This window comes from Enterobacter sp. 50588862 (assembly GCF_001462935.1).
Lineage (GTDB): Bacteria > Pseudomonadota > Gammaproteobacteria > Enterobacterales > Enterobacteriaceae > Enterobacter > Enterobacter bugandensis.
In genome coordinates, this window is the sequence record NZ_LNHM01000028.1 from 244,425 (window position 1) to 269,316 (window position 24,892).

Annotated in this window: 19 protein-coding genes; 9 read left to right on the plus strand and 10 right to left on the minus strand. The window is 55.9% G+C overall.

Annotated elements, in window-relative coordinates; genetic code table 11:
• Positions 1–103: 103 nt before the first annotated feature.
• From ldtD to APT89_RS13995, 3 genes are all read left to right on the plus strand, one after another.
• Positions 104–1,927, plus strand: coding sequence for a L,D-transpeptidase (gene ldtD, locus APT89_RS13985; protein WP_041910619.1), 1,824 nt, complete (start codon positions 104–106; stop codon positions 1,925–1,927).
• Positions 1,928–2,101: 174 nt separating this feature from the next.
• Positions 2,102–2,653 (plus strand): YcbK family protein, encoded by a 552-nt coding sequence (locus APT89_RS13990; protein WP_028012580.1) that lies wholly within the window; start codon positions 2,102–2,104, stop codon positions 2,651–2,653.
• A 20-nt stretch (positions 2,654–2,673) separates the two neighbouring features.
• Entirely contained in the window at positions 2,674–3,321 is a 648-nt protein-coding gene (locus APT89_RS13995; protein WP_028012581.1) for an MBL fold metallo-hydrolase, read from the plus strand.
• A 48-nt stretch (positions 3,322–3,369) separates the two neighbouring features.
• Here APT89_RS13995 and aspC read toward each other — a convergent pair whose 3' ends face one another.
• The 4 genes from aspC to pncB form a co-directional block, all read right to left on the minus strand.
• A complete protein-coding gene (gene aspC / locus APT89_RS14000; protein WP_045630029.1) occupies positions 3,370–4,560 on the minus strand; it encodes an aspartate transaminase in 1,191 nt (396 codons plus the stop codon).
• Between the two features lie 184 nt (positions 4,561–4,744).
• On the minus strand, positions 4,745–5,851 hold the full coding sequence (locus tag APT89_RS14005; protein ID WP_041910616.1) for a porin: 1,107 nt from the start codon (positions 5,849–5,851) through the stop codon (positions 4,745–4,747).
• Positions 5,852–6,456: 605 nt separating this feature from the next.
• On the minus strand, positions 6,457–7,857 hold the full coding sequence (gene asnS, locus APT89_RS14010; protein WP_047362727.1) for an asparagine--tRNA ligase: 1,401 nt from the start codon (positions 7,855–7,857) through the stop codon (positions 6,457–6,459).
• Between the two features lie 167 nt (positions 7,858–8,024).
• Positions 8,025–9,227, minus strand: coding sequence for a nicotinate phosphoribosyltransferase (pncB, locus tag APT89_RS14015; RefSeq protein ID WP_045630030.1), 1,203 nt, complete (start codon positions 9,225–9,227; stop codon positions 8,025–8,027).
• A 254-nt stretch (positions 9,228–9,481) separates the two neighbouring features.
• Here pncB and pepN point away from each other — a divergent pair, with 254 nt between their 5' ends.
• Positions 9,482–12,094 (plus strand): aminopeptidase N, encoded by a 2,613-nt coding sequence (gene pepN / locus APT89_RS14020; RefSeq protein ID WP_041910613.1) that lies wholly within the window; start codon positions 9,482–9,484, stop codon positions 12,092–12,094.
• Positions 12,095–12,182: 88 nt separating this feature from the next.
• Here the strand turns inward: pepN and ssuB are convergent, their stop codons facing one another.
• From ssuB to ssuE, 5 genes are read right to left on the minus strand one after another with little or no spacing between them, the layout of a single operon-like run.
• On the minus strand, positions 12,183–12,953 hold the full coding sequence (gene ssuB / locus APT89_RS14025) for an aliphatic sulfonates ABC transporter ATP-binding protein (protein WP_060572720.1): 771 nt from the start codon (positions 12,951–12,953) through the stop codon (positions 12,183–12,185).
• Positions 12,950–13,741 carry an aliphatic sulfonate ABC transporter permease SsuC gene (gene ssuC / locus APT89_RS14030; RefSeq protein WP_028012588.1) on the minus strand — a complete coding sequence of 264 codons (792 nt, stop codon included), beginning with the start codon at positions 13,739–13,741 and terminating at the stop codon, positions 12,950–12,952. Before ssuC ends, ssuB begins: the two co-directional genes overlap by 4 nt.
• A gap of 9 nt (positions 13,742–13,750) precedes the next feature.
• Complete coding sequence (ssuD, locus tag APT89_RS14035) at positions 13,751–14,896, minus strand: FMNH2-dependent alkanesulfonate monooxygenase (protein WP_060572722.1); 1,146 nt, start codon at positions 14,894–14,896, stop codon at positions 13,751–13,753.
• Complete coding sequence (locus tag APT89_RS14040; RefSeq protein ID WP_028012590.1) at positions 14,893–15,855, minus strand: sulfonate ABC transporter substrate-binding protein; 963 nt, start codon at positions 15,853–15,855, stop codon at positions 14,893–14,895. Before APT89_RS14040 ends, ssuD begins: the two co-directional genes overlap by 4 nt.
• On the minus strand, positions 15,848–16,423 hold the full coding sequence (gene ssuE, locus APT89_RS14045; RefSeq protein ID WP_028012591.1) for an NADPH-dependent FMN reductase: 576 nt from the start codon (positions 16,421–16,423) through the stop codon (positions 15,848–15,850). Before ssuE ends, APT89_RS14040 begins: the two co-directional genes overlap by 8 nt.
• A 249-nt stretch (positions 16,424–16,672) precedes the next feature.
• On the opposite strand from ssuE, the gene pyrD reads away from it, so the two are divergent.
• Positions 16,673–17,683: a quinone-dependent dihydroorotate dehydrogenase gene (gene pyrD / locus APT89_RS14050; RefSeq protein ID WP_045261711.1), complete on the plus strand. Its 1,011-nt coding sequence runs from the start codon at positions 16,673–16,675 to the stop codon at positions 17,681–17,683.
• Positions 17,684–17,848: 165 nt separating this feature from the next.
• Entirely contained in the window at positions 17,849–18,391 is a 543-nt protein-coding gene (gene zapC, locus APT89_RS14055; RefSeq protein WP_045630034.1) for a cell division protein ZapC, read from the plus strand.
• On the opposite strand, the gene APT89_RS14060 is transcribed toward zapC, so the two are convergent.
• Positions 18,388–19,497 carry a YcbX family protein gene (locus APT89_RS14060; protein WP_060572723.1) on the minus strand — a complete coding sequence of 370 codons (1,110 nt, stop codon included), beginning with the start codon at positions 19,495–19,497 and terminating at the stop codon, positions 18,388–18,390. The genes zapC and APT89_RS14060 overlap by 4 nt on opposite strands.
• A gap of 98 nt (positions 19,498–19,595) precedes the next feature.
• On the opposite strand from APT89_RS14060, the gene rlmKL reads away from it, so the two are divergent.
• From rlmKL to pqiA, 3 genes are read left to right on the plus strand one after another with little or no spacing between them, the layout of a single operon-like run.
• A complete protein-coding gene (gene rlmKL / locus APT89_RS14065) occupies positions 19,596–21,704 on the plus strand; it encodes a bifunctional 23S rRNA (guanine(2069)-N(7))-methyltransferase RlmK/23S rRNA (guanine(2445)-N(2))-methyltransferase RlmL (protein WP_041910608.1) in 2,109 nt (702 codons plus the stop codon).
• Between the two features lie 12 nt (positions 21,705–21,716).
• A complete protein-coding gene (locus APT89_RS14070) occupies positions 21,717–23,624 on the plus strand; it encodes an ABC transporter ATP-binding protein (protein ID WP_028012596.1) in 1,908 nt (635 codons plus the stop codon).
• Between the two features lie 12 nt (positions 23,625–23,636).
• Complete coding sequence (pqiA, locus tag APT89_RS14075) at positions 23,637–24,890, plus strand: membrane integrity-associated transporter subunit PqiA (protein ID WP_041910607.1); 1,254 nt, start codon at positions 23,637–23,639, stop codon at positions 24,888–24,890.
• Positions 24,891–24,892: the final 2 nt, after the last annotated feature.

Consider the following 24,892-nt stretch of genomic DNA (forward strand, 5'->3'; position numbering starts at 1 on the left):
CTTTAAACTTCTTTACATAAGGTAAGGCAACAGAGTTGTCGTCTACCTATAATAAAAGAAAGCCCCACCGTGATGGGCATGTCGTGAAAACAGGGGGCAAGGGATGTTGCTAAAGAAAGAATGTGGTCGTCAACTGTCAGCGCTGAGTTTATGTCTGGCAGTGATGTTTGCTCCACTGTTAACCGCCCAGGCCGACGAGCCTGAAATTGTGCCGACTGACAGCACCGCAACGACAGGCGCGCAGCCGACGTCATTGTCTCAGCCGCTGGAACAGTCTACGGCAACGGCCATCATGGCCGGGATTAAGCCGCTGCCGGAAGGCATCGACGTTGAATCGCTCAGCCAGCAGCTCCAGACAGGCCTGCCTTCAGGCTACACGCCTGCCTATATCAATCAGCTCACGCTGCTATATGCTGCCCGCGATATGAAACCCATGTGGGAAAATCGTGAAGCCGTGCGCGCCTTCCAGCAACAGCTGGCGGAAGTGGCGATTGCGGGATTCCAGCCGCAGTTTACGAAGTGGGTTGAGCTGCTAACCGATCCTGCCGTCACCGGTCAGGCGCGGGACGTGGTCCTTTCCGATGCCATGATGGGTTACCTGCAGTTTGTGGCGGGTATTCCGGTCAATGGCAACCGCTGGCTGTACAGCGATAGGCCCTATAAGCTGGCGACGCCAGCCCTGTCGGTGATTAACCAGTGGCAATTAGCGCTGGATAACGGCGACCTGCCGCACTTCATTACCAGCCTCGCGCCGGCGCATCCACAGTATGCCACGATGCACCAGTCGCTCCTCGCGCTGGTGGGGGACTCGCGTCCATGGCCGCAAATGCGGGGGACCGCAACGCTGCGTCCGGGTCAGTGGAGCAGCGATGTGCCAGCCCTGCGCGAGATCCTTAAACGCTCCGGTATTCTTGATGGCGGGCCGAAGATTGCCCTGCCGGGCGACGATCCGCAAAGCGCGGTGGTCAGCCCGTCAGCGCCCATAAAAGAGAACAAGGCCACTACCCTGAGCAATAAGCCCGAGGCTTACGATCGCGAGCTGGTCGCCGCGGTTAAACAGTTCCAGGCCGCTCAGGGGCTGGGAGCCGATGGCGTCATTGGACCCTCAACGCGTGACTGGCTTAACGTATCGCCTGCGCAGCGGGCCGGGGTGCTGGCGCTTAATATTCAGCGTTTGCGTTTGCTGCCGGGCACGCTGTCTACCGGCATTATGGTCAATATCCCGGCCTATTCACTGGTTTATTATCAGGACGGTAGCGAGAAGCTGGCCTCGCGCGTGATTGTCGGGCGTCCGGATCGCAAAACGCCGATGATGAGCAGCGCGTTAAATAACGTGGTGGTTAACCCGCCGTGGAACGTGCCGCCGACGCTGGCGCGTAAGGACATTCTGCCTAAGGTCTGGAACGATCCGGGTTATCTGGAACGTCACGGCTATACGGTCATGCGTGGCTGGAACAGTAAAGAGGCGATCGATCCTTACATGGTCGACTGGTCGACGATCACGGCCTCGAACCTGCCGTTCCGCTTCCAGCAGGCTCCCGGAGCCCATAACTCGCTGGGGCGCTACAAATTCAACATGCCAAGTTCAGATGCTATCTATCTGCACGATACGCCGAACCACAATCTGTTCCAGAAAGATACCCGGGCACTGAGTTCAGGCTGCGTGCGGGTGAATAAAGCCTCGGAGTTGGCCAACATGCTGCTGCAGGATGCGGGCTGGAACGATACGCGTATTTCTGACGCCCTGAAGCAGGGTGATACGCGCTACGTGAATATTCGCCACAACATTCCGGTTAATCTTTATTATCTGACAGCGTTTGTGGGTGAAGACGGTCGCACGCAGTACCGTACAGATATTTACAATTATGATCTCACCGCGCGATCCGGCGCACAAATTTTGCCAAAAGCGGAACAATTAATCAGGTAAATGAAGTAGTTCGGGAAAAATGATTGTCGTAAGTTATGGTGAATCGGGGCCAATATCGCTGTAAGCCGCGTATTCACTGGGGTTGGGCGCCTTGACGTACCCTGTTTTGCCAGTTAAGGTGCCCTTCGTGCGCTAAGCATATTACGATTTCATTGACCTGTAGACCTGATTATCATGGACAAATTTGACGCTAATCGCCGCAAGCTGCTGGCGTTAGGTGGTGTTGCGCTTGGCGCAGCGGCCATCTTACCGACGCCAGCATTTGCCACCCTCTCTACACCTCGTCCGCGCGTTTTAACGCTCAGCAATCTTCACACCGGTGAGTCGCTAAAAGCGGAGTTTTTCGATGGCAGAGGCTATATTCAGGATGAATTAGCAAGACTCAACCATTTTTTCCGTGATTTCCGCGCGAATAAAGTAAAAGCCATCGACCCAGGACTGTTTGATCAGCTTTTCCGCCTTCAGGGCCTGCTGGGCACCAGCAAGCCGGTGCAGCTTATTTCTGGTTATCGCTCAATTGATACCAACAATGAACTGCGCGCCCATAGCCGTGGGGTAGCGAAAAAAAGCTACCACACGAAGGGACAGGCAATGGATTTCCACATTGAAGGCGTTTCGTTAGCCAATATTCGCAAAGCCGCGTTATCTATGCGCGCTGGTGGTGTAGGATATTACCCACGTAGCAACTTTGTGCATATTGATACCGGGCCGGTTCGGCACTGGTAATAACGAAACACAGGAGCAGTATGAACTATCGTATTATTCCGGTTACCGCGTTCTCCCAGAACTGTTCATTAATCTGGTGCGAGCAAACCAAACTGGCCGCGCTTGTCGATCCCGGCGGTGACGCTGAGAAAATCAAGCAGGACGTTGCCGACAGCGGCGTGACGCTGATGCAGATTTTACTGACGCATGGTCACCTCGACCACGTAGGCGCAGCGGCTGAACTGGCTAAACACTACGGTGTGCCGATTATTGGCCCGGAAAAAGAAGATGAGTTCTGGCTGCAGGGGTTACCCGCCCAAAGCCGCATGTTTGGCCTTGATGAGTGTCTGCCATTGACGCCCGATCGCTGGCTGAACGAAGGAGAGCGCGTTAACGTAGGGAATGTGACTTTACAGGTGTTGCATTGTCCTGGGCACACGCCAGGCCATATCGTCTTCTTTGACGACCAGTCCCGTCTGCTGATTTCCGGCGATGTGATTTTCAAAGGTGGCGTAGGACGCAGCGATTTTCCGCGCGGCGATCACGGGCAGCTGATTCAGTCGATTAAACAGAAGTTATTGCCGCTGGGTGATGACGTAACGTTTATCCCTGGACACGGTCCGATGTCGACGCTGGGCTATGAACGGCTCCATAACCCGTTCCTTCAGGATGAAATGCCTGTCTGGTAACCAGCATAAAAAAAGCCTGCTTAACGCAGGCTTTTTTGTGGGCGCAAATTACAGGACGGCGACAATCGCTTCGCACAGTGGTGCCATGTTGTCAGGGGTCATGCCTGCAACGTTTACGCGGCCAGAGGCTACGGCGTATACGCCAAACTCTTCACGCAGACGCAGAACCTGCTCTTTGGTCAGGCCGCTGAACGAGAACATACCGTTCTGTTTGATGATGAAGCTGAAGTCGCGTTCAGCGCCTTTCTCCGCCAGGGTGTTCACAAACAGCAGGCGCATGCGCTGGATACGCTGACGCATATCGTTCAGCTCTTGTTCCCAAATCGCGCGCAGCGCATCGTTGCTCAGAATGGTCGCAACAACAGACGCACCGTGTGCCGGCGGGTTAGAGTAGTTTGCGCGGATAACGGATTTCATCTGGCTAAACGCGCGATCGACAGTCTCATCGTTAGCCGCAACCAGCGTACAGGCGCCTACACGCTCATTGTACAGACCAAAGTTCTTGGAGTAGGAGCTTGCAACGATCAGCTCCTGATGCACGGCTGCGAACGCGCGCAGGCCTTCAGCATCTTCTTCCAGACCGCGGGCGAAGCCCTGGTAAGCAAAGTCAAACAGCGGCAGCCAGCCTTTCTCAACGGAGAGCTTTGCCAGGTGTTCCCACTGCTCAAGCGTTGGATCGATACCGGTTGGGTTGTGGCAGCAGCCGTGGAACAGCACCACGTCACCCGCCTGCGCTTCGCTCAGGCTTGCCAGCAGGCCGTCAAAGTCCAGAGAGTGATTGGCCGCGTCGTAGTAAGCATATTCACGCACTTCCAGGCCGGCAGAGTTAAAGACGCTCTTGTGGTTCGGCCAGCTTGGGTTGCTCACCCAGACGCGCTTCACAGAGGTGTTTTTCGCAAGGAAATCCGCCGCCACGCGCAGCGCGCCGGTACCGCCAGGGGTCTGCGCCGTGCGCGCACGTTTGTCACTCACAATTGCGCTGCCTTTACCGAACAGCAGCTCCTGGGTGCAGCGACCAAATTCAGGGATACCATCAATACCGAGGTAGTTTTTGGTGGTTTCATTTTCCAGCAGATACTGCTCAGCTTTCTTAACGCTGGTCAGTACCGGAGTTTTGCCGGTTTCATCTTTATATACACCAATACCCAGGTTGATTTTGCCAGGGCGGTCGTCGGCACGAAACAGATCGGCCAGGCCCAGAATAGGGTCGGCAGGAGCGGCGGTAATGTTCTCAAACATGACGAAGTTCCATTGTGATTACAGAAGTGAAATCCGCTATCAGGTTAACGGTAGATTTACAAAATGCCAACCGTTTGCGACGAAAAGCGTGCGGCTTTTCAAAAGTCGCCATTATTTTCTGTCAGGCATAAAAAAACAGGGCCGAAGCCCTGTTCATTATGCATATAACAAAGTGGTGTTCTGATTAGAACTGGTAGGTTACACCCACAGCAGCCATATCGTCGTTGCCGTTCAGACCGCCAACAGCTTTCGCGTAGTCGGTGTCTTTATCCAGCAGGTTGATGTAGTAGTCAGCCCACACGTTGAAGTTTTTGTTGAAGTAGTAAGTGGTACCAACCTGGATGAATTTAGCCAGGTCTGCATCGCCACCGCTGAAGCCGCCGACGGCAGCCAGGTCTTTACCTTTGGTCTGCACGTAGGAGATTGCTGGACGCAGGCCGAAGTCGAACTGGTACTGAGCAACCACTTCGAAGTTCTGAGTTTTGTTAGCAAAACCTGCATCACCGCTAGAACCGGTACGGGTGGTGTTACGGGTTTCTGCATAGGTAGTTGCCAGGTAGAGGTTGTTAGCGTCGTATTTCAGACCCACGCCCCATGCTTCAGCTTTATCACCCTGGCCATCAGCTTTCTGGTTCAGAGTACGGTTAGCGTTGCTGTAAGATGCGATTGCACCGAAGCCTTCGCCGAAGTCGTAACCCAGGGAGTAACCTACGCCGTCACCGTTAGAGGTTTTAACGTCAGCACGGTCATTTTTACCCTGATACTGTACGCCCAGGCTCAGACCGTCAACCAGACCGAAGAAATCGCTGTTACGGTAGGTCAGCAGGCCGGTGCTGCGGCTGGTCATAAAGTTATCAACGTAGTTACCGCCCCAGGTCATACCGGAGAAGGACGGCGCCATATCGGTGTATGACTCAACGTCGTATACGATACCGTAGTTACGACCGTAGTCGATGCTGCCAGCGTCGCCCGCTTTCAGACCAGCAAAGGCCAGACGGTTTTTGTTAGACTGAGCGGTGTTCTCAGCCTGGTTAGCCATGAAGCGGTATTCCCACTGGCCGTAACCGGTCAGCTGGTCGTTGATCTGAGTTTCGCCTTTGAAACCGATCTGCGCGTAGGTAGCGTCGTTATTGTTAGTGTCATCGCCGGAGGTCACGAAATCGTGCTCGGCGTTAACTTTACCGTAGAAGTCCAGTTTGTTGCCGTTCTTGTTATAGATTTCTGCAGCGTTAGCTGCACCGGCTACCAGCAGGGCAGGGATTACCACTGCCAGAATATTGCGCTTCATCATTATTTATTACCCTCATTGGTTTTTTTATGACACTCGCCACTGCCGTCAATAAATTCTGTCAATAAATATTTCCGGAACTATTGATGAGAGTTTGGTGTCTTTATGTATCTGACAGGCATCTTTCCATTCACCGAAGCGTTTCGCTAGCCTGAAAGTGCTACAATTCTCAAGATTGAGTTACAGAAAGAAAATATGTGTAACTAAATGTGTATTTTTGGGAACTTTGTGAACCATCTCAAATTTCAGAACCCCCTGGCGAATTAAGCATCGGTTTGTTTTCTATATATATGAATTCCTTATGTTTAATTTGGATAAAGGCAATTCCTATAAACGAATGTTAAACGACTCGTTTTTTCTTATGACCCAATAAAGACTTCTGGATGGCTGAAAAATTGGTTGAAATTTGTGCTATTACTTCAGGATGTAGTAATCGCAATAAGAATGAGGTTAATTTTTTGTGGCTGGATATTTCGCGGAAACAAAACGTAACAGGTAGCGGTTGTGACGGGGTAGTGGTTTAAAAACGCTGACTTTACGCTGACAAAAACTGACAGGGCAGAATAAAATAATGGCCAGCAAATGCTGGCCATTGTCTGTTGCGTTGCTTAGAAGCTGGCGTTGCGTGGTGTACGCGGGAACGGAATTACGTCACGCACGTTCTGAACGCCAGTAACGTAGGCGATCAGACGCTCGAAGCCCAGACCGAACCCAGCGTGCGGAACGGTGCCATAACGGCGCAGATCGCGATACCAGCTATAGTCCGCAGGGTTGAGCCCCATCTCTGCCATGCGCGTGTCAAGCACGTCCAGACGCTCTTCACGCTGAGAACCACCAATGATTTCACCGATGCCCGGCGCCAGTACGTCCATCGCTGCCACGGTTTTCCCGTCTTCGTTAAGGCGCATATAGAAGGCCTTAATGTCTTTCGGGTAGTTTTTAACGACAACCGGCGCTTTGAAATGTTTCTCGGCGAGATAGCGTTCGTGCTCAGACGCCAGATCGACGCCCCAGTAAACCGGGTTCTCGAACTTCTCACCGCATTTCTCGAGGATCGCCACCGCATCGGTGTAGTCCACCTGCGCAAAGTCGGCAGAGACGAAACGCTCCAGACGTGCTACAGCATCGCTGTCTACGCGTTCGGCGAAGAACTTCATGTCGTCAGGACGCTCTTCCAGCACCGCTTTGAAGACGTACTTCAGCATCGCTTCTGCGAGACCTGCAACGTCATTCAGATCGGCAAACGCCACTTCCGGCTCCAGCATCCAGAATTCCGCCAGGTGGCGGCTGGTGTTGGAGTTTTCGGCGCGGAAGGTTGGGCCGAAGGTATAGATCTTAGACAGCGCACAGGCGTAGGTTTCGCCGTTGAGCTGGCCGGATACCGTCAGGAAGGCTTCTTTACCAAAGAAGTCTTTGTCGTAGTCGACTTTACCTTCCGGCGTGCGCGGCAGGTTTTCCATGTCCAGCGTCGAGACGCGGAACATTTCGCCTGCGCCTTCCGTATCGGACGCGGTGATCAGCGGGGTAGACACCCAGAAATAACCCTGCTCATCGAAGAAGCGATGCAGCGCCTGGGCCAGCGTATGGCGCACGCGAGCCACCGCACCAATCAGGTTGGTACGCGGACGCAGGTGTGCGACTTCACGCAGGTATTCAATGCTGTGACGTTTTGCCGCCATCGGGTAGGTGTCCGGATCTTCAACCCAGCCAGTCACTTCAATGGCAGAAGCCTGGATCTCGAAACTCTGGCCCTGGCCCGGGGATGCCACAACCACACCGGTGACGATAACGGAACAACCCGTTGTCAGGCGCAGAACGTCATCATTGTAATTGGGCAGAGAATTATTAATGACGGCCTGTACAGGATCAAAGCAGGAACCGTCATAGACGGCAAGGAAGGAGATGCCAGCTTTAGAATCTCGGCGAGTACGCACCCATCCGCGCACGGTGACCTCCTGGTCAACGGCGACACGGCCCTGGAGTACGTCGGCTACAGGCACAACGCTCATAATATTCTCTCTGTTAATAGTCGGAAAAAATAAACACTTGTCCACCCCAAGACGGGGGGATATCTATGTTACCTGCCAACCGCTATCAGACAAGTAAATTTCGCAGTCAAAAGAGAAGAATTGAGAAATAAATAAGGGAAGGGAGCCCTGAAGGCTCCCGTAAGCGCTTAACTGGCTTTTTTGATCTGGGGGAGATCGAACGCTTTGCGCAATGCGCGAACAAACGCTTTGTCATGGCAGATGGTTTTACCCGGGCTGTCAGAGAGCTTAGCCACCGGCTTGCCGTTACATTCCACCAGCTTTATCACAATATTCAGAGGTTTTACCTGAGGAATGTCGCAGGTCAACCGGGTACCGATCCCGAAGCCCAGGTTAATTCTGGCATTGAAATGACGATACAGTTCGACGGCTTTTGCCAGGTCGAGATTATCGGAGAAGACCAGCACCTTGCTCATCGGGTCAATGCCGAGTTTTTGGTAATGAGCAATCGCCTTTTCGCCCCATTCAACCGGATCCCCTGAGTCGTGGCGTAACCCCTGGTAACGCTCAGCGAACTCGGGACCAAAGTCGCGCAGGAAGGCATCCATCGTAATACAGTCGGTCAGGGCGATCCCGAGTTGATTCGGGTACTCTTCAAGCCACGCAGCCAGCGCCGCACGCTGGCTGTTAGCCAGGTCCGGGCTAATTTGCTGATGCGCCTGGAACCACTCGTGCGCCTGGGTGCCCATTGGCGTCAGGTTGAGGCGACGCGCCAAATCGTAGTTGCTGGTACCCACGAACCACGGCTCCTGCTGCAAACGTTCAACGATAGCTTGCTGAACCTCGCGAGAGAAGCGGCGACGGGTGCCGAAATCCATCAGGCGGAAGCGGGACATATCCAGCCCTTCGGTCAGCGTTGAGAATGCCTCAAGTTTGTTCTCCAGCGAGGCGACCGCCTGTTCGACGCCCGTTTCAGGCGAACGGTAGCGGTGAGCCAGCTCGCTGATGACGGCCAGAAGCGGCACTTCCCACATGATCACTTCCCGCCACGGACCTTCAAGACGAATATCCAGCTTGCCGTTCTCGTTGGTCACGGTGACCTGTTCAGGCTTATAGCGGAAGTCGCGCAGCCAGTTCAGATAGTCCGCTTTAAAGAAAGGCAGGCCAGAAAGCCACTGATATTCGTCATCGGTGAGCGCCAGATGCTGCATCGCATCGACCTGTTCACGAATGGAGTCTGCGTAGATACCGAGCAAGTCGTCACCACGGCAGCGGAATTCCGCCGCGACGTGAACGTCATAGTAATGGTGGAAAACGGCTTGCTGCATATGCAGTTTATACGCGTCGGTATCCAGCAACGTATGCAGAACCGGAGAAGCGAATTGAGTCATAGGTGCGCTGTAGCATCCTCTCACGGGAGCGTTTAGTACAATAAACAACTCCGGAGTATACCTTGTTTAGTGATTTATTGAACCCCGATCACAACATAAGCACACTTTATGGTCGAGAGCATTTCGTGCCCCGTGTTATACAAATGTAGCGAAAAAGGTGTTTAAGCCTGAAAAGATGAACATTCTGCATAGCGCGTTTTACGCAACAGGAATATATTGAAACGTTACTCGACAAACGATGCATAAGGTTTTCTATGACACAACAGCCACAAGCCAAATACCGCCACGACTACCGTGCGCCGGAATACCTGATTAGCGATATCGACCTGACTTTTGACCTGGATGCCACAAAAACCGTTGTGACGGCGGTAAGCCAGGTGACGCGCCACAGCGCGACTGCCGTACCGCTGCGTCTGGATGGCGAAGACCTGACGCTGGTCTCCCTGCACATTAACGATGAAGCCTGGTCAGATTATAAAGAAGAAGGCAACCAGCTGGTCATCGACAACCTGCCGGAACGCTTTACGCTGCGCATCGTGAATGAAATCAGCCCTGCCGCCAACACGGCGCTGGAAGGGCTCTACCAGTCAGGCGTGGCCCTGTGTACCCAGTGTGAAGCCGAAGGTTTCCGCCACATTACCTGGTACCTGGACCGCCCGGACGTGCTGGCGCGCTTTACCACCAAAATCATTGCCGATAAAACCCTCTATCCGTTCCTGCTCTCCAACGGTAACCGCGTGGGTGAGGGCGAGCTGGAAAATGGCCGTCACTGGGTGCAGTGGCAGGATCCGTTCCCGAAACCGTGCTACCTGTTTGCGCTGGTGGCGGGTGATTTCGACGTGCTGCGCGATACCTTCAAAACCCGCTCTGGCCGCGAAGTGGCGCTGGAGCTGTTCGTTGACCGCGGCAACCTTGATCGCGCGCCGTGGGCGATGACTTCACTCATTAACTCCATGAAATGGGACGAAGAGCGTTTCGGCCTCGAATACGATCTCGACATCTATATGATCGTCGCTGTCGACTTCTTCAACATGGGCGCGATGGAGAATAAAGGCCTTAACATCTTTAACTCCAAGTACGTGCTGGCGCGTACCGATACCGCCACCGATAAAGACTACCTCGATATCGAACGCGTTATCGGCCACGAGTATTTCCATAACTGGACCGGTAACCGCGTCACCTGCCGCGACTGGTTCCAGCTGAGCCTGAAAGAGGGGCTGACCGTCTTCCGCGATCAGGAGTTCAGCTCCGATCTGGGCTCGCGGGCGGTCAACCGCATCAACAACGTGCGCACCATGCGCGGCCTGCAGTTTGCGGAAGATGCCAGCCCAATGGCGCACCCGATCCGTCCGGATAAAGTCATTGAGATGAATAACTTTTACACCCTGACGGTGTATGAGAAGGGCGCTGAAATTATCCGCATGATCCACACCCTGCTGGGTGAAGAGAATTTCCAGAAAGGGATGCAGCTTTACTTCGAACGTCACGACGGCAGCGCGGCTACCTGCGACGACTTCGTGCAGGCGATGGAAGACGCGTCCAACGTTGATCTTTCTCACTTCCGCCGCTGGTACAGCCAGGCCGGGACCCCGATTGTCACCGTTAAGGACGACTACAACCCGGAAACCGAGCAGTACACTCTGACCATCAGCCAGCGCACGCCGCCAACCGCCGAGCAGGAAGAAAAATATCCGCTGCACATTCCGTTCAGCATTGAGCTGTACGACAACGAAGGCAACGTCATCCCGCTGCAGAAGGGCGGCCACCCGGTGCACCACGTGCTGAACGTGACCCAGGCAGAGCAGACCTTTATCTTCGATAACGTCTACTTCCAGCCGGTGCCTGCGCTGCTGTGCGAGTTCTCCGCGCCGGTGAAGCTGGAGTACAAGTGGAGCGACCAGCAGCTGACGTTCCTGATGCGTCACGCCCGCAACGATTTCTCCCGCTGGGACGCGGCGCAGAGCCTGCTGGCAACCTACATCAAGCTTAACGTGAACCGCTACCAGCAGGGCCAGCCGCTGACGCTGCCGGTGCATGTGGCAGACGCGTTCCGCGCCATCCTGCTGGACGAGAAGATTGACCCGGCGCTGGCGGCTGAAATTCTGACGCTGCCGTCCGCGACTGAAATTGCGGAGCTGTTCGACATTATCGACCCGATTGCCATCGTGGCGGTGCGCGAAGCGCTGACCCGCACGCTGGCGACCGAACTGGCGGATGAATTCCTGGCGCTCTACAACGCTAACAAGCTTGACGCGTATCGCGTGGAGCATGCGGATATCGGCAAGCGTACCCTGCGCAATACCTGCCTGCGCTATCTTGCGTTTGGTGAGCCCGAATTGGCGAACGCGCTGGTGAGCAAGCAGTATCACGAAGCGGATAACATGACTGATGCGCTCGCGGCCCTGGCGGCAAGCGTTGCCGCTGAACTGCCGTGCCGCGATGCGCTGATGCAGGAATATGACGACAAGTGGCACCAGGATGGCCTGGTGATGGACAAGTGGTTTATTCTGCAGGCGACCAGCCCGGCGGCCGATGCGCTTAGCAAAGTTCGCAGCCTGCTTAAGCACCGTTCGTTCACCATGAGCAACCCGAACCGCGTTCGCTCGCTGATTGGCGCATTTGCCAGCAGTAACCCGGCCGCGTTCCACGCCGAAGACGGCAGCGGATACCAGTTTATGGTGGAAATGCTGACCGAGCTGAACAGCCGTAACCCGCAGGTTGCATCACGTCTGATTGAGCCGCTGATCCGCCTGAAACGCTATGATGCGCAGCGTCAGGCGAAAATGCGCGCCGCGCTTGAGCAGCTGAAAGGGCTGGAAAATCTGTCTGGCGATCTGTACGAGAAGATTGCTAAGGCGCTGGCCTGATGTAAAAAAGCCCGGTGGCGCTACGCTTACCGGGCCTACGTGGGGGCGCGGGGCATCGGTTTTCGCCCTCTCCCTGTGGGAGAGGGCATCAGGCATTGGCCTTTATCCGCTGAATCTCCGCTTCCCCACGTTTCATCACCCGATCCAGCACTTCGGCTTCCAGCTCCGCCAGTCTCGCCGAGCCCACGCGACGAGGGCGCGGGATGTCCACCGTCAGATCCAAACCGATTTTCCCGTTTTCTATAAGCAATACCCGGTCCGCCATCGCCACGGCTTCGCTGACGTCATGCGTCACCAGCAGTACCGTAAAGCCGTGCGCCTGCCAGAGGGATTCAATCAGATCCTGCATTTCTATCCGCGTCAGGGCATCAAGAGCGCCGAGCGGCTCATCAAGCAGCAGCAGGCCGGGACGGTGAATCAACGCTCGCGCCAGCGCCACGCGCTGCTTCTGGCCGCCCGATAGCGCCGCAGGCCATTCACCTGCACGGTTTTCCAGCCCGACGGCGGCCAGCGCCTGACGGGCTTCATCCCGCCAGTTGCCTTTGAGCCCCAGCCCGACGTTATCAATCACCGTTTTCCACGGCAGCAGGCGCGCATCCTGAAACATTATGCGCGTATCGTCCTGAATATTGGCCAGCGGCGTGGTTCCTGCCAGAATCTCTCCACCGTTGGGGGCCTCCAGCCCGGCTAAAAGACGCAGGAGTGTGCTTTTTCCGCCGCCGCTGCGCCCGACTACAGCCACAAACTGGCCGGCGGGAATGTGCAGATCCAGCCCGTTAAGAATGGTGTTTTCGCCGTAGCGTTTGGTTACGCCGTTCAGCAGCAGCGGCGTGCCCTGATTTAGTCGTGCGGTATTCATGCTTTCGCCTCCTGAAGGGTATAGGCCGGGTTCCAGCGCAGCCAGCTGCGCTCCAGCCACTGTGCGCTGACGTCGGCGAGTTTGCCGAGCAGTGCATACAGAATGATGGCGACCACCACCACGTCCGTTTGCAGGAATTCGCGGGCGTTCATCGCCAGGTAGCCAATACCGGAGTTGGCTGAGATGGTTTCCGCCACAATCAGCGTCAGCCACATCAGGCCGAGCGCAAAGCGCACCCCGACCATAATGGAGGGCAGGGCGCCCGGCAGAATCACGTGAGCAAAGAGGGAAAAACCCGATAAGCCGTAGCTGCGTGCCATCTCCACCAGACCGCGATCGATATTGCGGATGCCGTGCCAGGTGTTGATGTATATCGGGAACAGCGTGCCCAGCGCCACGAGGAAGATTTTGGCGCTCTCATCGATCCCAAACCACAAAATGACCAGCGGGATCAGCGCCAGATGCGGCACGTTGCGCAGCATCTGGATGGAGGTATCCAGCAGCCTTTCCCCCCAGCGTGAAAGGCCGCTGATCAGACCCAGCACCAGACCGATGCTGCCGCCGATGGAAAACCCAATCACCGCGCGCCAGGAGCTGATCGCCAGATGTTGCCACAGCTCTCCGCTGACGCTCAGCGACCAGAACGCTTCGATAACGCCCTCCGGAGAGGGCAAAATGCGGCTCGACAGCCAGCCGGTGGTCGACGCGAGCTGCCAGAGCGCCACGATGCCGACGGGCAAAAACCACGGGGCGGCGCGCAGCAGCCATTTTTGTGAGGTGGCAGACATGGTCACTCCTTAGCTCTGTGCGGCTTTGCGCGGAATAAACTCGTTTGCCACGGCTTCGCCCTGCAGCTGGAGCCGCTGCGGCTGCGGAATTTCCGGAACGGCGACATCCAGATGCGGGAATAACAGCTCGCCCACCCTGTAGGCCTCTTCCAGGTGCGGATAGCCGGAGAGAATAAAGCTGTCGATGCCCAGGTCAGCGTATTCATTAATACGTGCAGCCACGGTTGGCCCGTCGCCGACCAGCGCCGTGCCCGCGCCGCCGCGTACCAGACCCACGCCCGCCCACAGGTTCGGGCTGATTTCCAGATTCTCGCGCTTGCCGTTGTGCAGAGAGGCCATGCGGTGCTGCCCGACGGAGTCGGTTTTGGCAAACGCAGCCTGCGCCTTCGCAATGGTCTCATCGTCCAGATGGGAGATCAGACGGTCTGCCGCCTGCCAGGCTTCTTCATTGGTTTCGCGCACAATCACGTGCAGGCGAATCCCGAAGCGCACCTTGCGGCCATGGGCGGCGGCTTTGGCGCGGACCTGGGCAATTTTCTCTTTCACCAGCTCGGGCGGCTCGCCCCAGGTCAGATAGAGATCGACCTGCTCGGCGGCCAGATCCTGGGCCACATCCGACGATCCGCCAAAATAGAGCGGAGGGCGCGGCTGCTGCACTGGCGGGAAGTAGAGCTTCGCGTCGCGAACGTGAATATGCTTACCTTCAAAGGTGACGGTTTCGCCTTCCAGCAGGCGTCGCCAGACGCGGGTAAATTCGGCGGAGGCTTCATAGCGCTCGGTATGGTCGAGGAACACGCCGTCACCCGCCAGCTCCTGCGGATCGCTGCCCGTCACCAGGTTAAACAGAGCGCGGCCGTTGGAGAGCCTGTCCAGCGTTGCTGCCTGACGCGCCGCCACGGTGGGTGAAACGACGCTCGGACGCAATGCAACCAGGAATTTAAGGCGCTGGGTGACCGGGATCATCGACGCGGCCACCAGCCAGGCATCCTCGCACGAGCGTCCGGTCGGGATCAGCACGCCGGTAAAACCGATTCGGTCCGCCGCCTGGGCAATCTGCTGAAGATAGCCATGGTCAACCGGGCGCGAGCCCTCTTCTGTACCAAGATTGTGTCCATCACCGTGGGTGGGTAAAAACCAGAAAAGATTCAGACTCATGATTTAGCTCCTTCTTTGCCAGCGGGCTGCCAGATGCGTTCGCGAATATCGACCTGTTTTGGTACCAGGCGGTTTTGATAGAAGAGGTCAGCAGTCTGTTGCTGAAGCGCGGCGACGTGTGCGTCGACAGGCGCAATGGTGGTGGGCGGACGGTGACTGAGGTAGCTCGCGATCACCGGCTCAGGTAAGCCCATGGTTTTTGCCAGCAGGGCGATGCTCGCCTGACGCTGGCTCTGGGTCAGGGCATCTGCCTGCGTAAAGGTATCCAGTACGCCCTGAATAAACGCGCCGTTTTTTTCGGCGTAAGGGCGTGAGGCGAGGTAGAACGAACCGGTTTGCTTCAGCGTGGTACCGTCTTTCAGCACCCGTACGCCACCCTGCAGTAATGCCGCGGAGTAGTACGGATCCCAGATAGCCCAGGCATCAACGTTTTTCTGCTGGAACGCGGCGCGCGCGTCGGCGGGCGTCAGGTAAACGGGCTGAATGTCGGTGAACTTGAGCCCAGCTTCCTGTAAGGCGCGCAGCAGCAGGTTGTGCGAGCTGGAACCTTTCTGGAAAGCGACCTTACGCCCTTTAAGGTCGGAGACGCTTTTAATGTCACTGTTTTCAGGTACCAGGATGACTTCGGCTTTCGGCTTAGCGGGTTCTACACCGACGTATACCAGGTCTGCCCCGGCAGCCTGAGCGAAAATAGGCGGGATGTCGCCCGTACTGCCCAGATCGATACTGCCGACGTTCAGGGCTTCAAGCATCTGCGGCCCTGCCGGGAACTCCACCCATGAGAATTTGGTGTCCGGGAAGCGTTTTTCCAGCAGCTGGTGGCTTTTTGCCAGCACCATACTGACGCTGCCTTTTTGGTAGCCAATCCGTAAACTGTCCGGTGCGGTTTCTGCGGCATGTGCCAGCGCGGTAAACGCCATCAGGCCAGCCAGTCCGAGGCGGGTTAAGGTTTTAAACATGTGCGACTCCCTGCGGCGGATTAAAAGAAGGAACCTGGATATCCCGGCGATGCAGCGCGTGCCAGAAAGTTTCCAGCGAGGCATCAAGGCGCGTTTGCAGATTCGGCGTGAAGTGCGGCTTATGCTGGTAGTCAATGACCTGCGAATCATCCGCGAAAACGCCGTGAAGGATCTCCTGCGCCTTCAGGGCGTTTAGCACCGGCTTCAGGGCGTAATCTACCGCCAGTAAATGGGCCACCGTGCCGCCCGTTGCCAGCGGCAGAACCACTTTGCCGTCCAGTGCGCGCTCGGGGAGAAGATCGAGCAGCGTTTTCAGCGCGCCCGAAAAAGAGGCTTTATAAATCGGGGTCGCAACGATGAGGCCGTCCGCTTCCTTGAGCTGCTCAGTGAGGGTTTTCAGCGCGGGGCTGTCGAAGCGGGCATACAGCAAATCTTCAGGTTCGAAGTTATGCAGATTCCAGTGGCACACTTCCACGTCCAGGGCATTGAGCTTGTCGCGGGCATATTCCAGCAGGGCGCTGGAACGCGAAGGGAATCGTGGACTTCCGGCCAGGGTAATGACGCGCATACTTCCTCCTTATAACTAATTGTTTGCTTTTATCTAACATTCATAACAATTTTCAGGAGTGTGACACCGCGCGGTTATTCCACTAAATGATTTATCCGCAATTAAACTGCGAAAAACTGCATAAGAAAGAGAGTGGGAGGTAAACGATTGCGTTTTACACCGATTTTTTTGCCGCAGGTCAATTCCCTTTCGTGACGGGATCGCCCATAATCCCCTCCCGGTTTGCACACCGGGAATCCAGGAGAGTTCATGTACTACCCCTTCGTTCGTAAAGCCCTTTTCCAGCTCGACCCCGAGCGCGCTCATGAATTTACATTCCAGCAATTACGTCGTATTACAGGAACGCCTCTGGCGGCCCTGGTGCGTCAAAACGTGCCGGAAAAGCCTGTGCAGTGCATGGGGCTGACCTTTAAAAATCCGCTGGGTCTGGCGGCCGGTCTGGACAAAAATGGCGAGTGCATTGATGCCCTGGGCGCGATGGGCTTTGGCTCCATCGAAATTGGTACCGTCACGCCGCGCCCGCAGCCGGGAAATGACAAGCCGCGCCTGTTCCGCCTGGTCGAAGCCGAAGGGTTGATCAACCGCATGGGCTTTAATAACCTCGGCGTTGATCATCTGGTAGAGAACGTGAAGAAAGCCCATTTTGATGGGGTGTTAGGCATCAATATTGGCAAAAATAAAGATACGCCGGTTGAGCAGGGTAAAGATGACTACCTGATTTGTATGGAAAAAGTCTACGCCTATGCCGGGTATATCGCGGTGAATATTTCCTCACCCAATACCCCGGGGCTGCGCTCCTTACAATATGGCGAAGCGCTGGACGATCTTCTGAGTGCCATTAAAAATAAACAAAATGAACTCCAGGCGATCCACCATAAATATGTTCCGGTCGCGGTGAAGATCGCGCCGGATCTTTCTGTCGAAGAATTGATCCAGGTTGCCGACAGTTTGGTTCGCCATAATATTGACGGGGTGATTGCAACGAATACCACGCTCGATCGTTCGCTCGTTCAGGGAATGAAAAACTGTGACGAAGCGGGTGGGTTAAGTGGCCGTCCGGTACAATTAAAAAGCACCGAAATTATTCGCGCGCTGTCTGCGGAATTAAAAGGCCGTTTACCGATTATTGGCGTCGGCGGTATCGACTCGGTGATTGCTGCGCGCGAGAAGATGGCGGCCGGTGCGTCACTGGTGCAAATCTATTCCGGCTTTATTTTTAAAGGCCCGCCTTTGATTAAAGAAATCGTTACGCATATCTAATCTTTTTTCTTAATCAGACAACCAGGGCTTTATTTCCAGCCCTGGTTGTTTTATATTCCGTCACTGTTGCTTATTTAGACATTATCGTCTTTTATTACTAGTGTTATAAACGAAGCGGCGAACAGGACATTTTTAGTACAGGACGTTTGGGGACGGGAGAGACACATGCGAATTAAACCTGACGATAACTGGCGCTGGTATTTTTGCGACGAGCATGACCGTATGATGCTCGATTTAGCCAATGGCATGTTGTTTCGTTCTCGTTTTGCCCGCCGAATGTTAACCCCGGACGCGTTTTCTCCATCGGGCTTTTGCGTTGACGATGCGGCGCTTTATTTCTCCTTCGAAGAAAAATGCCGCGACCTGATGCTCTCTAAAGAGCAGCGTGCCGAACTGGTATTAAATGCGCTGGTGGCTATCCGTTTCCTGAAACCGCAAATGCCGAAAAGCTGGCATTTCCTGCCTCACGGCATGGACTGGACGCCAGCGACGGGCGATGCGGCCAGCGTTAACCTGAGCGATACCGCCGAAGAGGTGAGTTTGTTAGTGGTTGAGCCTGGCGAAAACGCCGCACTCTGTCTGCTGGCGCAGCCCGGCGTGACGATTGCCGGGCGCGTAATGCAGTTAGGTGATGCGATCAAAGTCATGAATGACAGGCTGAAGCCACAGCTGCGCGTCGATGCCTTCCGCCTCGAACAAGCGGTTTAAGCTTCAAGTTGTACCGACGTTTTCGGTACGCAGCTACAGCACAGGATTGTGCCGTCATTTCCAATTGCAGATTTTTTCAGCGCACTCACTTCTCCCTCCAGCAGCTTGATGCGGCAGCATCCGCAAATTCCCGCGCGGCAGGAATACGGTACGCGAATACCGGCTTGCTCCAGCTGCTCCAGTAAAACCTGTTGATTGTTGCCACGAATAACCTTGCCCTGCCAGTGAATATCCACCCCAGTGGCGACATTCGTCTCAACCTCGACCATTTCTTCTTCCTGGCCTGAGCCGTACACTCGCGCCGGCCCGCGGGCGAGAATTTTAACCTCATCGCCTACGCGGATTGCGCCGCTGGATCGCGGGATCAGGTTCTGGCCGAAATCGACATCGCCGATGTCCTTCGCGGTACGGAACGATTGCAGCGTTTTCAGCGGCTCGCCAGAAGGATGCTTCTGGCCTTTCTCAGGGCTTATCGTGGTGAAAATGCAGCGGCTGCAGGGTTTGACGACATCAAAGATGACGCTGCCAATGCGGATGACTTTCCAGGTGTCTTCATCCCAGGCGTCCGCTCCGGTCACGACCAGATTCGGGCGGAACTGTTCCATCTGTACGCTGGCTTTACAGCGATTCTGTAAATCACGCAGAGACGCTTCGTTGGTGAGCAGGAACGGGAAGCCATCCGCGAAGGAGAGGGGAACGGCATCGTGGCGCTTTACGCGACGCGTCAGTTCCGGCCCAACCCACCGCAGCTGCACGTCGCGGGAGAAGAAGCCGCTCAGCCAGCGGTTAATTTCATCCGGGGCGATGCGCGCGGTAAAATGGTTGCCCCATACTTCCGTTGGCGCGTCGACAGCCGCAAAATCCGCAAAGCGAATCACCGCGCTGGAACCGTCCGGCGCGGTAAGGTGCAAACCGTCGTGAAGCGGGGAAGGGGTAAAGCGAACCATCTGAGGGAACTGGCGTGCGGTGATAAACGTACCGTCAGGCTCGGTGACCATAAAAATACGATCGAAGGCGAACCCGCTCATGTCTGCCAGCGCGTGAGTGACGCCGATGCCGCGCATGGATTTCACCGGATGAATAAAAAGCCTGGATAACGTCGCCACTGCACACTCCCTCGAATGAAAATAAGCCTTCAACTTTATGACATACACGCCATATTAGCTATAATGCGCGACAATTTTCTAAGAGTAAAAGTGACGATATGAATTCTCTGTTTGCCAGTACGGCCCGTGGGCTGGAAGAGCTGTTAAAAACTGAACTGGAAAGCCTGGGCGCGCAAGAGTGTCAGGTGGTTCAGGGTGGTGTCCATTTTGAGGGCGACACGCGGCTTATTTACCAGAGCCTGATGTGGAGCCGTCTGGCGTCGCGCATCATGCTGCCGATGAAGGAATGCAAGGTCTATAGCGACCTGGATCTCTACACCGGCGTACAGATGATCGACTGGACAGAGATCTTCACGCCTAACGCCACCTTCGCGGTGCATTTCAACGGCGTGAACGACGAGATCCGCAACAGCCAGTACGGCGCCCTGCGCGTGAAAGACGCCATTGTGGACTGCTTCACGCGTAAAAATAAGGAACGTCCGAACGTCGATCGCGAAAACCCGGACCTGCGTATCAACGTCTGGCTGAACGGCGACACGGCGAGCATCTCCCTCGATCTGAGCGGCGCGGGTCTGCACCTGCGCGGCTACCGCGATCGCACCGGTATGGCGCCGATCAAAGAAACCCTGGCCGCCGCCATCGTGATGCGCTCCGGCTGGCAGCCGGGCACGCCGCTGCTTGACCCAATGTGTGGCTCCGGTACGCTGCTGATTGAGGCCGCAATGCTGGCAACCGACCGTGCGCCGGGGCTGCACCGCGGCCACTGGGGCTTCAAAGGCTGGGCGCAGCACGACGAAGCGCTCTGGAAAGAGGTTAAAGACGACGCGCAGACCCGCGCGCGTAAGGGGCTGGCGGAGTATACCTCTCACTTTTACGGTTCGGATAGCGACCCGCGCGTAATAGAACGCGCGCGCAGCAACGCCCGTCGCGCCGGTATCGGCGAGCTGGTCACCTTCGAGGTGAAAGACGTGGCGAACCTGACCAACCCGCTGCCGAAGGGCCCGTACGGGACCGTAATCAGCAACCCGCCATACGGCGAGCGTCTGGACAGCGAGCCTGCGCTGATTGCCCTGCACAGCCTGCTGGGCCGCAATATGAAGGACCACTTCGGCGGCTGGAATCTGTCTCTGTTCAGCGCCTCGCCGGAGCTGCTGAGCTGCCTGCAGCTGCGTGCCGATCGCCAGTTTAAAGCGAAAAACGGCCCGCTGGACTGCGTGCAGAAAAACTATCATCTGGCAGAGAAAGCGGCGGACAGCAAGCCAACCGGCGTGGCAGAGGATTACGCCAACCGCCTGCGCAAGAACCTGAAGAAATTTGAAAAATGGGCGAAGCAGGAAGGGATCGAGTGTTATCGCCTGTACGATGCCGACCTGCCGGAGTACAACGTGGCGGTTGACCGCTATGCGGACTGGGTGGTGATTCAGGAATATGCTCCGCCGAAAACCATCGATGCGCAAAAAGCGCGCCAGCGCATGCTGGACGTCATTGCGGCCACTATTGCCGTGCTGGGGATTGCGCCGAACAAGCTGGTGCTGAAAACCCGCGAGCGTCAGAAGGGTAAAAACCAGTACCAGAAGATGGGCGAAAAGGGCGACTTTATCGAAGTGGGCGAATACAACGCTCGCCTGTGGGTGAACCTGACCGACTATCTTGATACCGGCCTGTTCCTCGACCACCGCATCGCCCGCCGTATGCTCGGCCAGATGAGCAAGGGCAAAGATTTCCTCAACCTGTTTTCCTACACCGGCAGCGCCAGCGTGCATGCCGGTCTCGGCGGCGCGCGCAGCACTACCACGGTGGATATGTCCCGCACCTATCTCGAGTGGGCCGAGCGTAACCTGCGTCTGAACGGCTTAACCGGACGTCAGCATCGCCTGATGCAGGCCGACGTGCTGGGCTGGCTGCGCGATACCGACGAGCAGTTCGACCTGATCTTTATCGATCCGCCGACCTTCTCTAACTCCAAGCGCATGGAGGATAGCTTTGACGTTCAACGCGATCACCTGCGCCTGATGACCGACCTGAAGCGCCTGCTGCGCAAAGGCGGCACCATTATGTTCTCGAATAACAAACGCGGCTTCCGTATGGATCATGACGGCCTGGCAGCCCTGGGACTGAAAGCACAAGAAATCAGTCAAAAAACGCTGTCTCAGGACTTCGCCCGTAACCGTCAAATTCATAACTGCTGGTTGATTACCGCGGTCTGAAAGGAAAAATAAATGTCATTAATTAGTATGCACGGCGCGTGGCTCTCTTTCAGCGACTCACCGCTTCTCGATAATGCAGAGCTGCATATCGAAGATAACGAGCGCGTCTGTCTGGTGGGCCGTAACGGCGCGGGTAAATCCACGCTGATGAAAATCCTCAACCGCGAGCAGGGGTTGGATGATGGCCGCATCGTATACGAGCAGGATCTGATCGTCTCCCGCCTCCAGCAGGATCCGCCGCGTCATGTGACCGGCAGCGTGTACGATTTCGTGGCGGAAGGCATCTCCGAGCAGGCGGAGTACCTGAAGCGCTATCACGAGATTTCGCATCTGGTGATGACCGACCCGAGCGACAAGAATCTCAACGAACTGGCGAAAGTGCAGGAGATGCTCGATCACCACGGTTTGTGGCAGCTGGAAAACCGCATTAACGAGGTGCTGGCGCAGCTCGGGCTGGAACCCGACATGGAGCTGTCGGCGCTCTCCGGCGGCTGGCTGCGTAAAGCGGCGCTGGGGCGCGCGCTGGTCAGCGGCCCTAAGGTACTGCTGCTGGACGAACCAACCAACCACCTGGATATCGAAGCAATTGACTGGCTGGAAGGTTTCCTGAAAACCTTCAGCGGCACCATCATCTTCATCTCGCACGACCGTTCGTTTATTCGCAATATGGCGACGCGCATTGTTGACCTCGACCGCGGCAAGCTGGTCACCTATCCTGGCGATTACGACACCTATCTGCTGGAGAAAGAAGAAAACCTGCGCGTGGAAGAGCTGCAGAATGCGGAGTTCGACCGCAAGCTGGCGCAGGAGGAGGTCTGGATCCGCCAGGGCATCAAAGCCCGCCGTACCCGTAACGAAGGCCGCGTGCGTGCCCTGAAGGCGATGCGTCGCGAGCGCAGCGAGCGCCGCGAAGTCATGGGCAGCGCCAAAATGCAGGTGGAAGAGGCGTCCCGCTCCGGCAAGATTGTCTTCGAAATGGAAAACGTTAACTACCAGGTTGACGGCAAGGTGCTGGTGAAAGATTTCTCTGCGCAGGTTCAGCGCGGGGACAAAATTGCGCTCATCGGCCCGAACGGCTGCGGCAAAACCACGCTGCTGAAGCTGATGCTGGGCCAGCTGCAGGCCGACAGCGGTCGCATTCACTGTGGCACCAAGCTGGAAGTGGCCTACTTCGATCAGCACCGTGCGGAGCTGGATCCGGACCGCACGGTGATGGACAACCTCGCCGAAGGTAAACAGGAAGTGATGGTAAACGGCAAGCCGCGTCACGTTCTGGGCTACCTGCAGGACTTCCTGTTCCACCCGAAACGCGCCATGACACCGGTGCGCGCGCTGTCTGGCGGGGAGCGTAACCGTCTTCTGCTGGCCCGTCTGTTCCTGAAGCCAAGTAATCTGTTGATCCTCGATGAACCGACGAACGATTTGGATGTCGAAACGCTGGAATTACTCGAAGAGCTGATCGATGGGTATCAGGGAACCGTGATGCTGGTTAGCCACGATCGTCAGTTCGTGGATAACACCGTGACCGAGTGCTGGATCTTTGAAGGTGAAGGGCGAATTGGCCAGTACGTGGGCGGTTATCACGACGCAAAAGGGCAGCAGTCGCAGTCTCTGGCGCAGAAACAGTCGAAGTCCAGAACAAGTTCTGAACCTGCTGTAACAAAAGCAGAAACTGTCAAGAAAACCTCGGCTAAACTAAGCTATAACCTGCAGCGCGAACTGGAGGGGCTACCTCAGCGTCTTGAAGAGCTGGAGGCCGCGCTTGAGGAGCTGCAAGCGCAGGTTGCTGATGCCTCATTCTTTACCCAATCGCATGACTATACTCAGAAAGTACTGGCTGAAATGTCCGCGGCTGAAAAAGCCCTGGAAGAAGCATTTGAGCGCTGGGAGTACCTTGAGTCTCTGAAAAACGGCGCATAACAGGGATTAAATATGTGTGACCAGCACCATGCCGACAGGCATATATTATGCTCGCAATGCGATTTGCTCGTGGCGTTGCCAGAGCTTGGTCACGGACATAAAGCCCAGTGTCCACGCTGTGGCGCGACGTTGACAACAGAGTGGGACGCGCCGCGGCAGCGTCCCACCGCTTACGCGCTGGCAGCACTGTTCATGCTGCTGCTCTCCAATCTCTTCCCCTTCGTCTATATGAAGGTAGGCGGGATGACAAGCCAGGTGGATCTGCTTGAAATCCCGGGCGTGATGTTCTCGGAAGATTACGCCAGCCTCGGCACCTTTTTTCTGCTATTCGTCCAGATAGTCCCGGCGTTCTGCCTGGTCATCATCCTGCTGCTGGTTAACCGCGTCAGGATGCCGTCACCGCTGAAAATCCGGCTCGCGCGCATCCTTTTTCAGCTCAAAAGCTGGGGGATGGCCGAGATCTTTCTCGCAGGGATACTGGTCAGTTTCGTGAAGCTGATGGCGTACGGCGACGTGGGGATAGGCAGCAGTTTTATTCCCTGGTGTCTGTACTGTGTCCTGCAGCTGCGTGCTTTCCAGTGCGTGGACAGGCGCTGGGCCTGGGACGATATCGCCCCGGCACCGACGCTCGCGCAGACGGTGAAGGTCGGCGTGCCGGGTATCCGCCAGGGGCTCCGTTCTTGTCCGTGCTGTACCGCCGTGCTGCCCGCCGATCTTGAGGTTTGTCCGCGCTGCGAAACGAAGGGCCATGTTCGCCGTAAAAATAGCCTGCAGTGGACGATGGCACTGCTGGTCACGTCCGTCATGCTGTATCTGCCCGCTAATATTCTGCCGATTATGATCACCGATTTGCTCGGCGATAAAATGCCCTCGACGATCCTCGCCGGGGTCATACTGCTGTGGAGCGAAGGATCCTATCCTGTCGCCGGCGTGATTTTCATCGCCAGTATCATGGTGCCCACTTTAAAAATGATCGCCATTGCCTGGCTCTGTTGGGATGCAAAAGGCCACGGAAAACGCGACAGTGAACGCATGCATCTGATTTACGAAGTGGTCGAATTTGTCGGTCGTTGGTCAATGATCGACGTGTTTGTGATTGCCGTTCTCTCTGCGCTGGTGCGGATGGGCGGTTTGATGAGTATTTATCCCGCGATGGGGGCTTTAATGTTTGCACTGGTGGTAATTATGACCATGTTTGCGGCCATGACCTTCGACCCTCGTTTATCGTGGGATCGTGAGCCTGAATCAAGCCATGAGGAAGAGTAAGA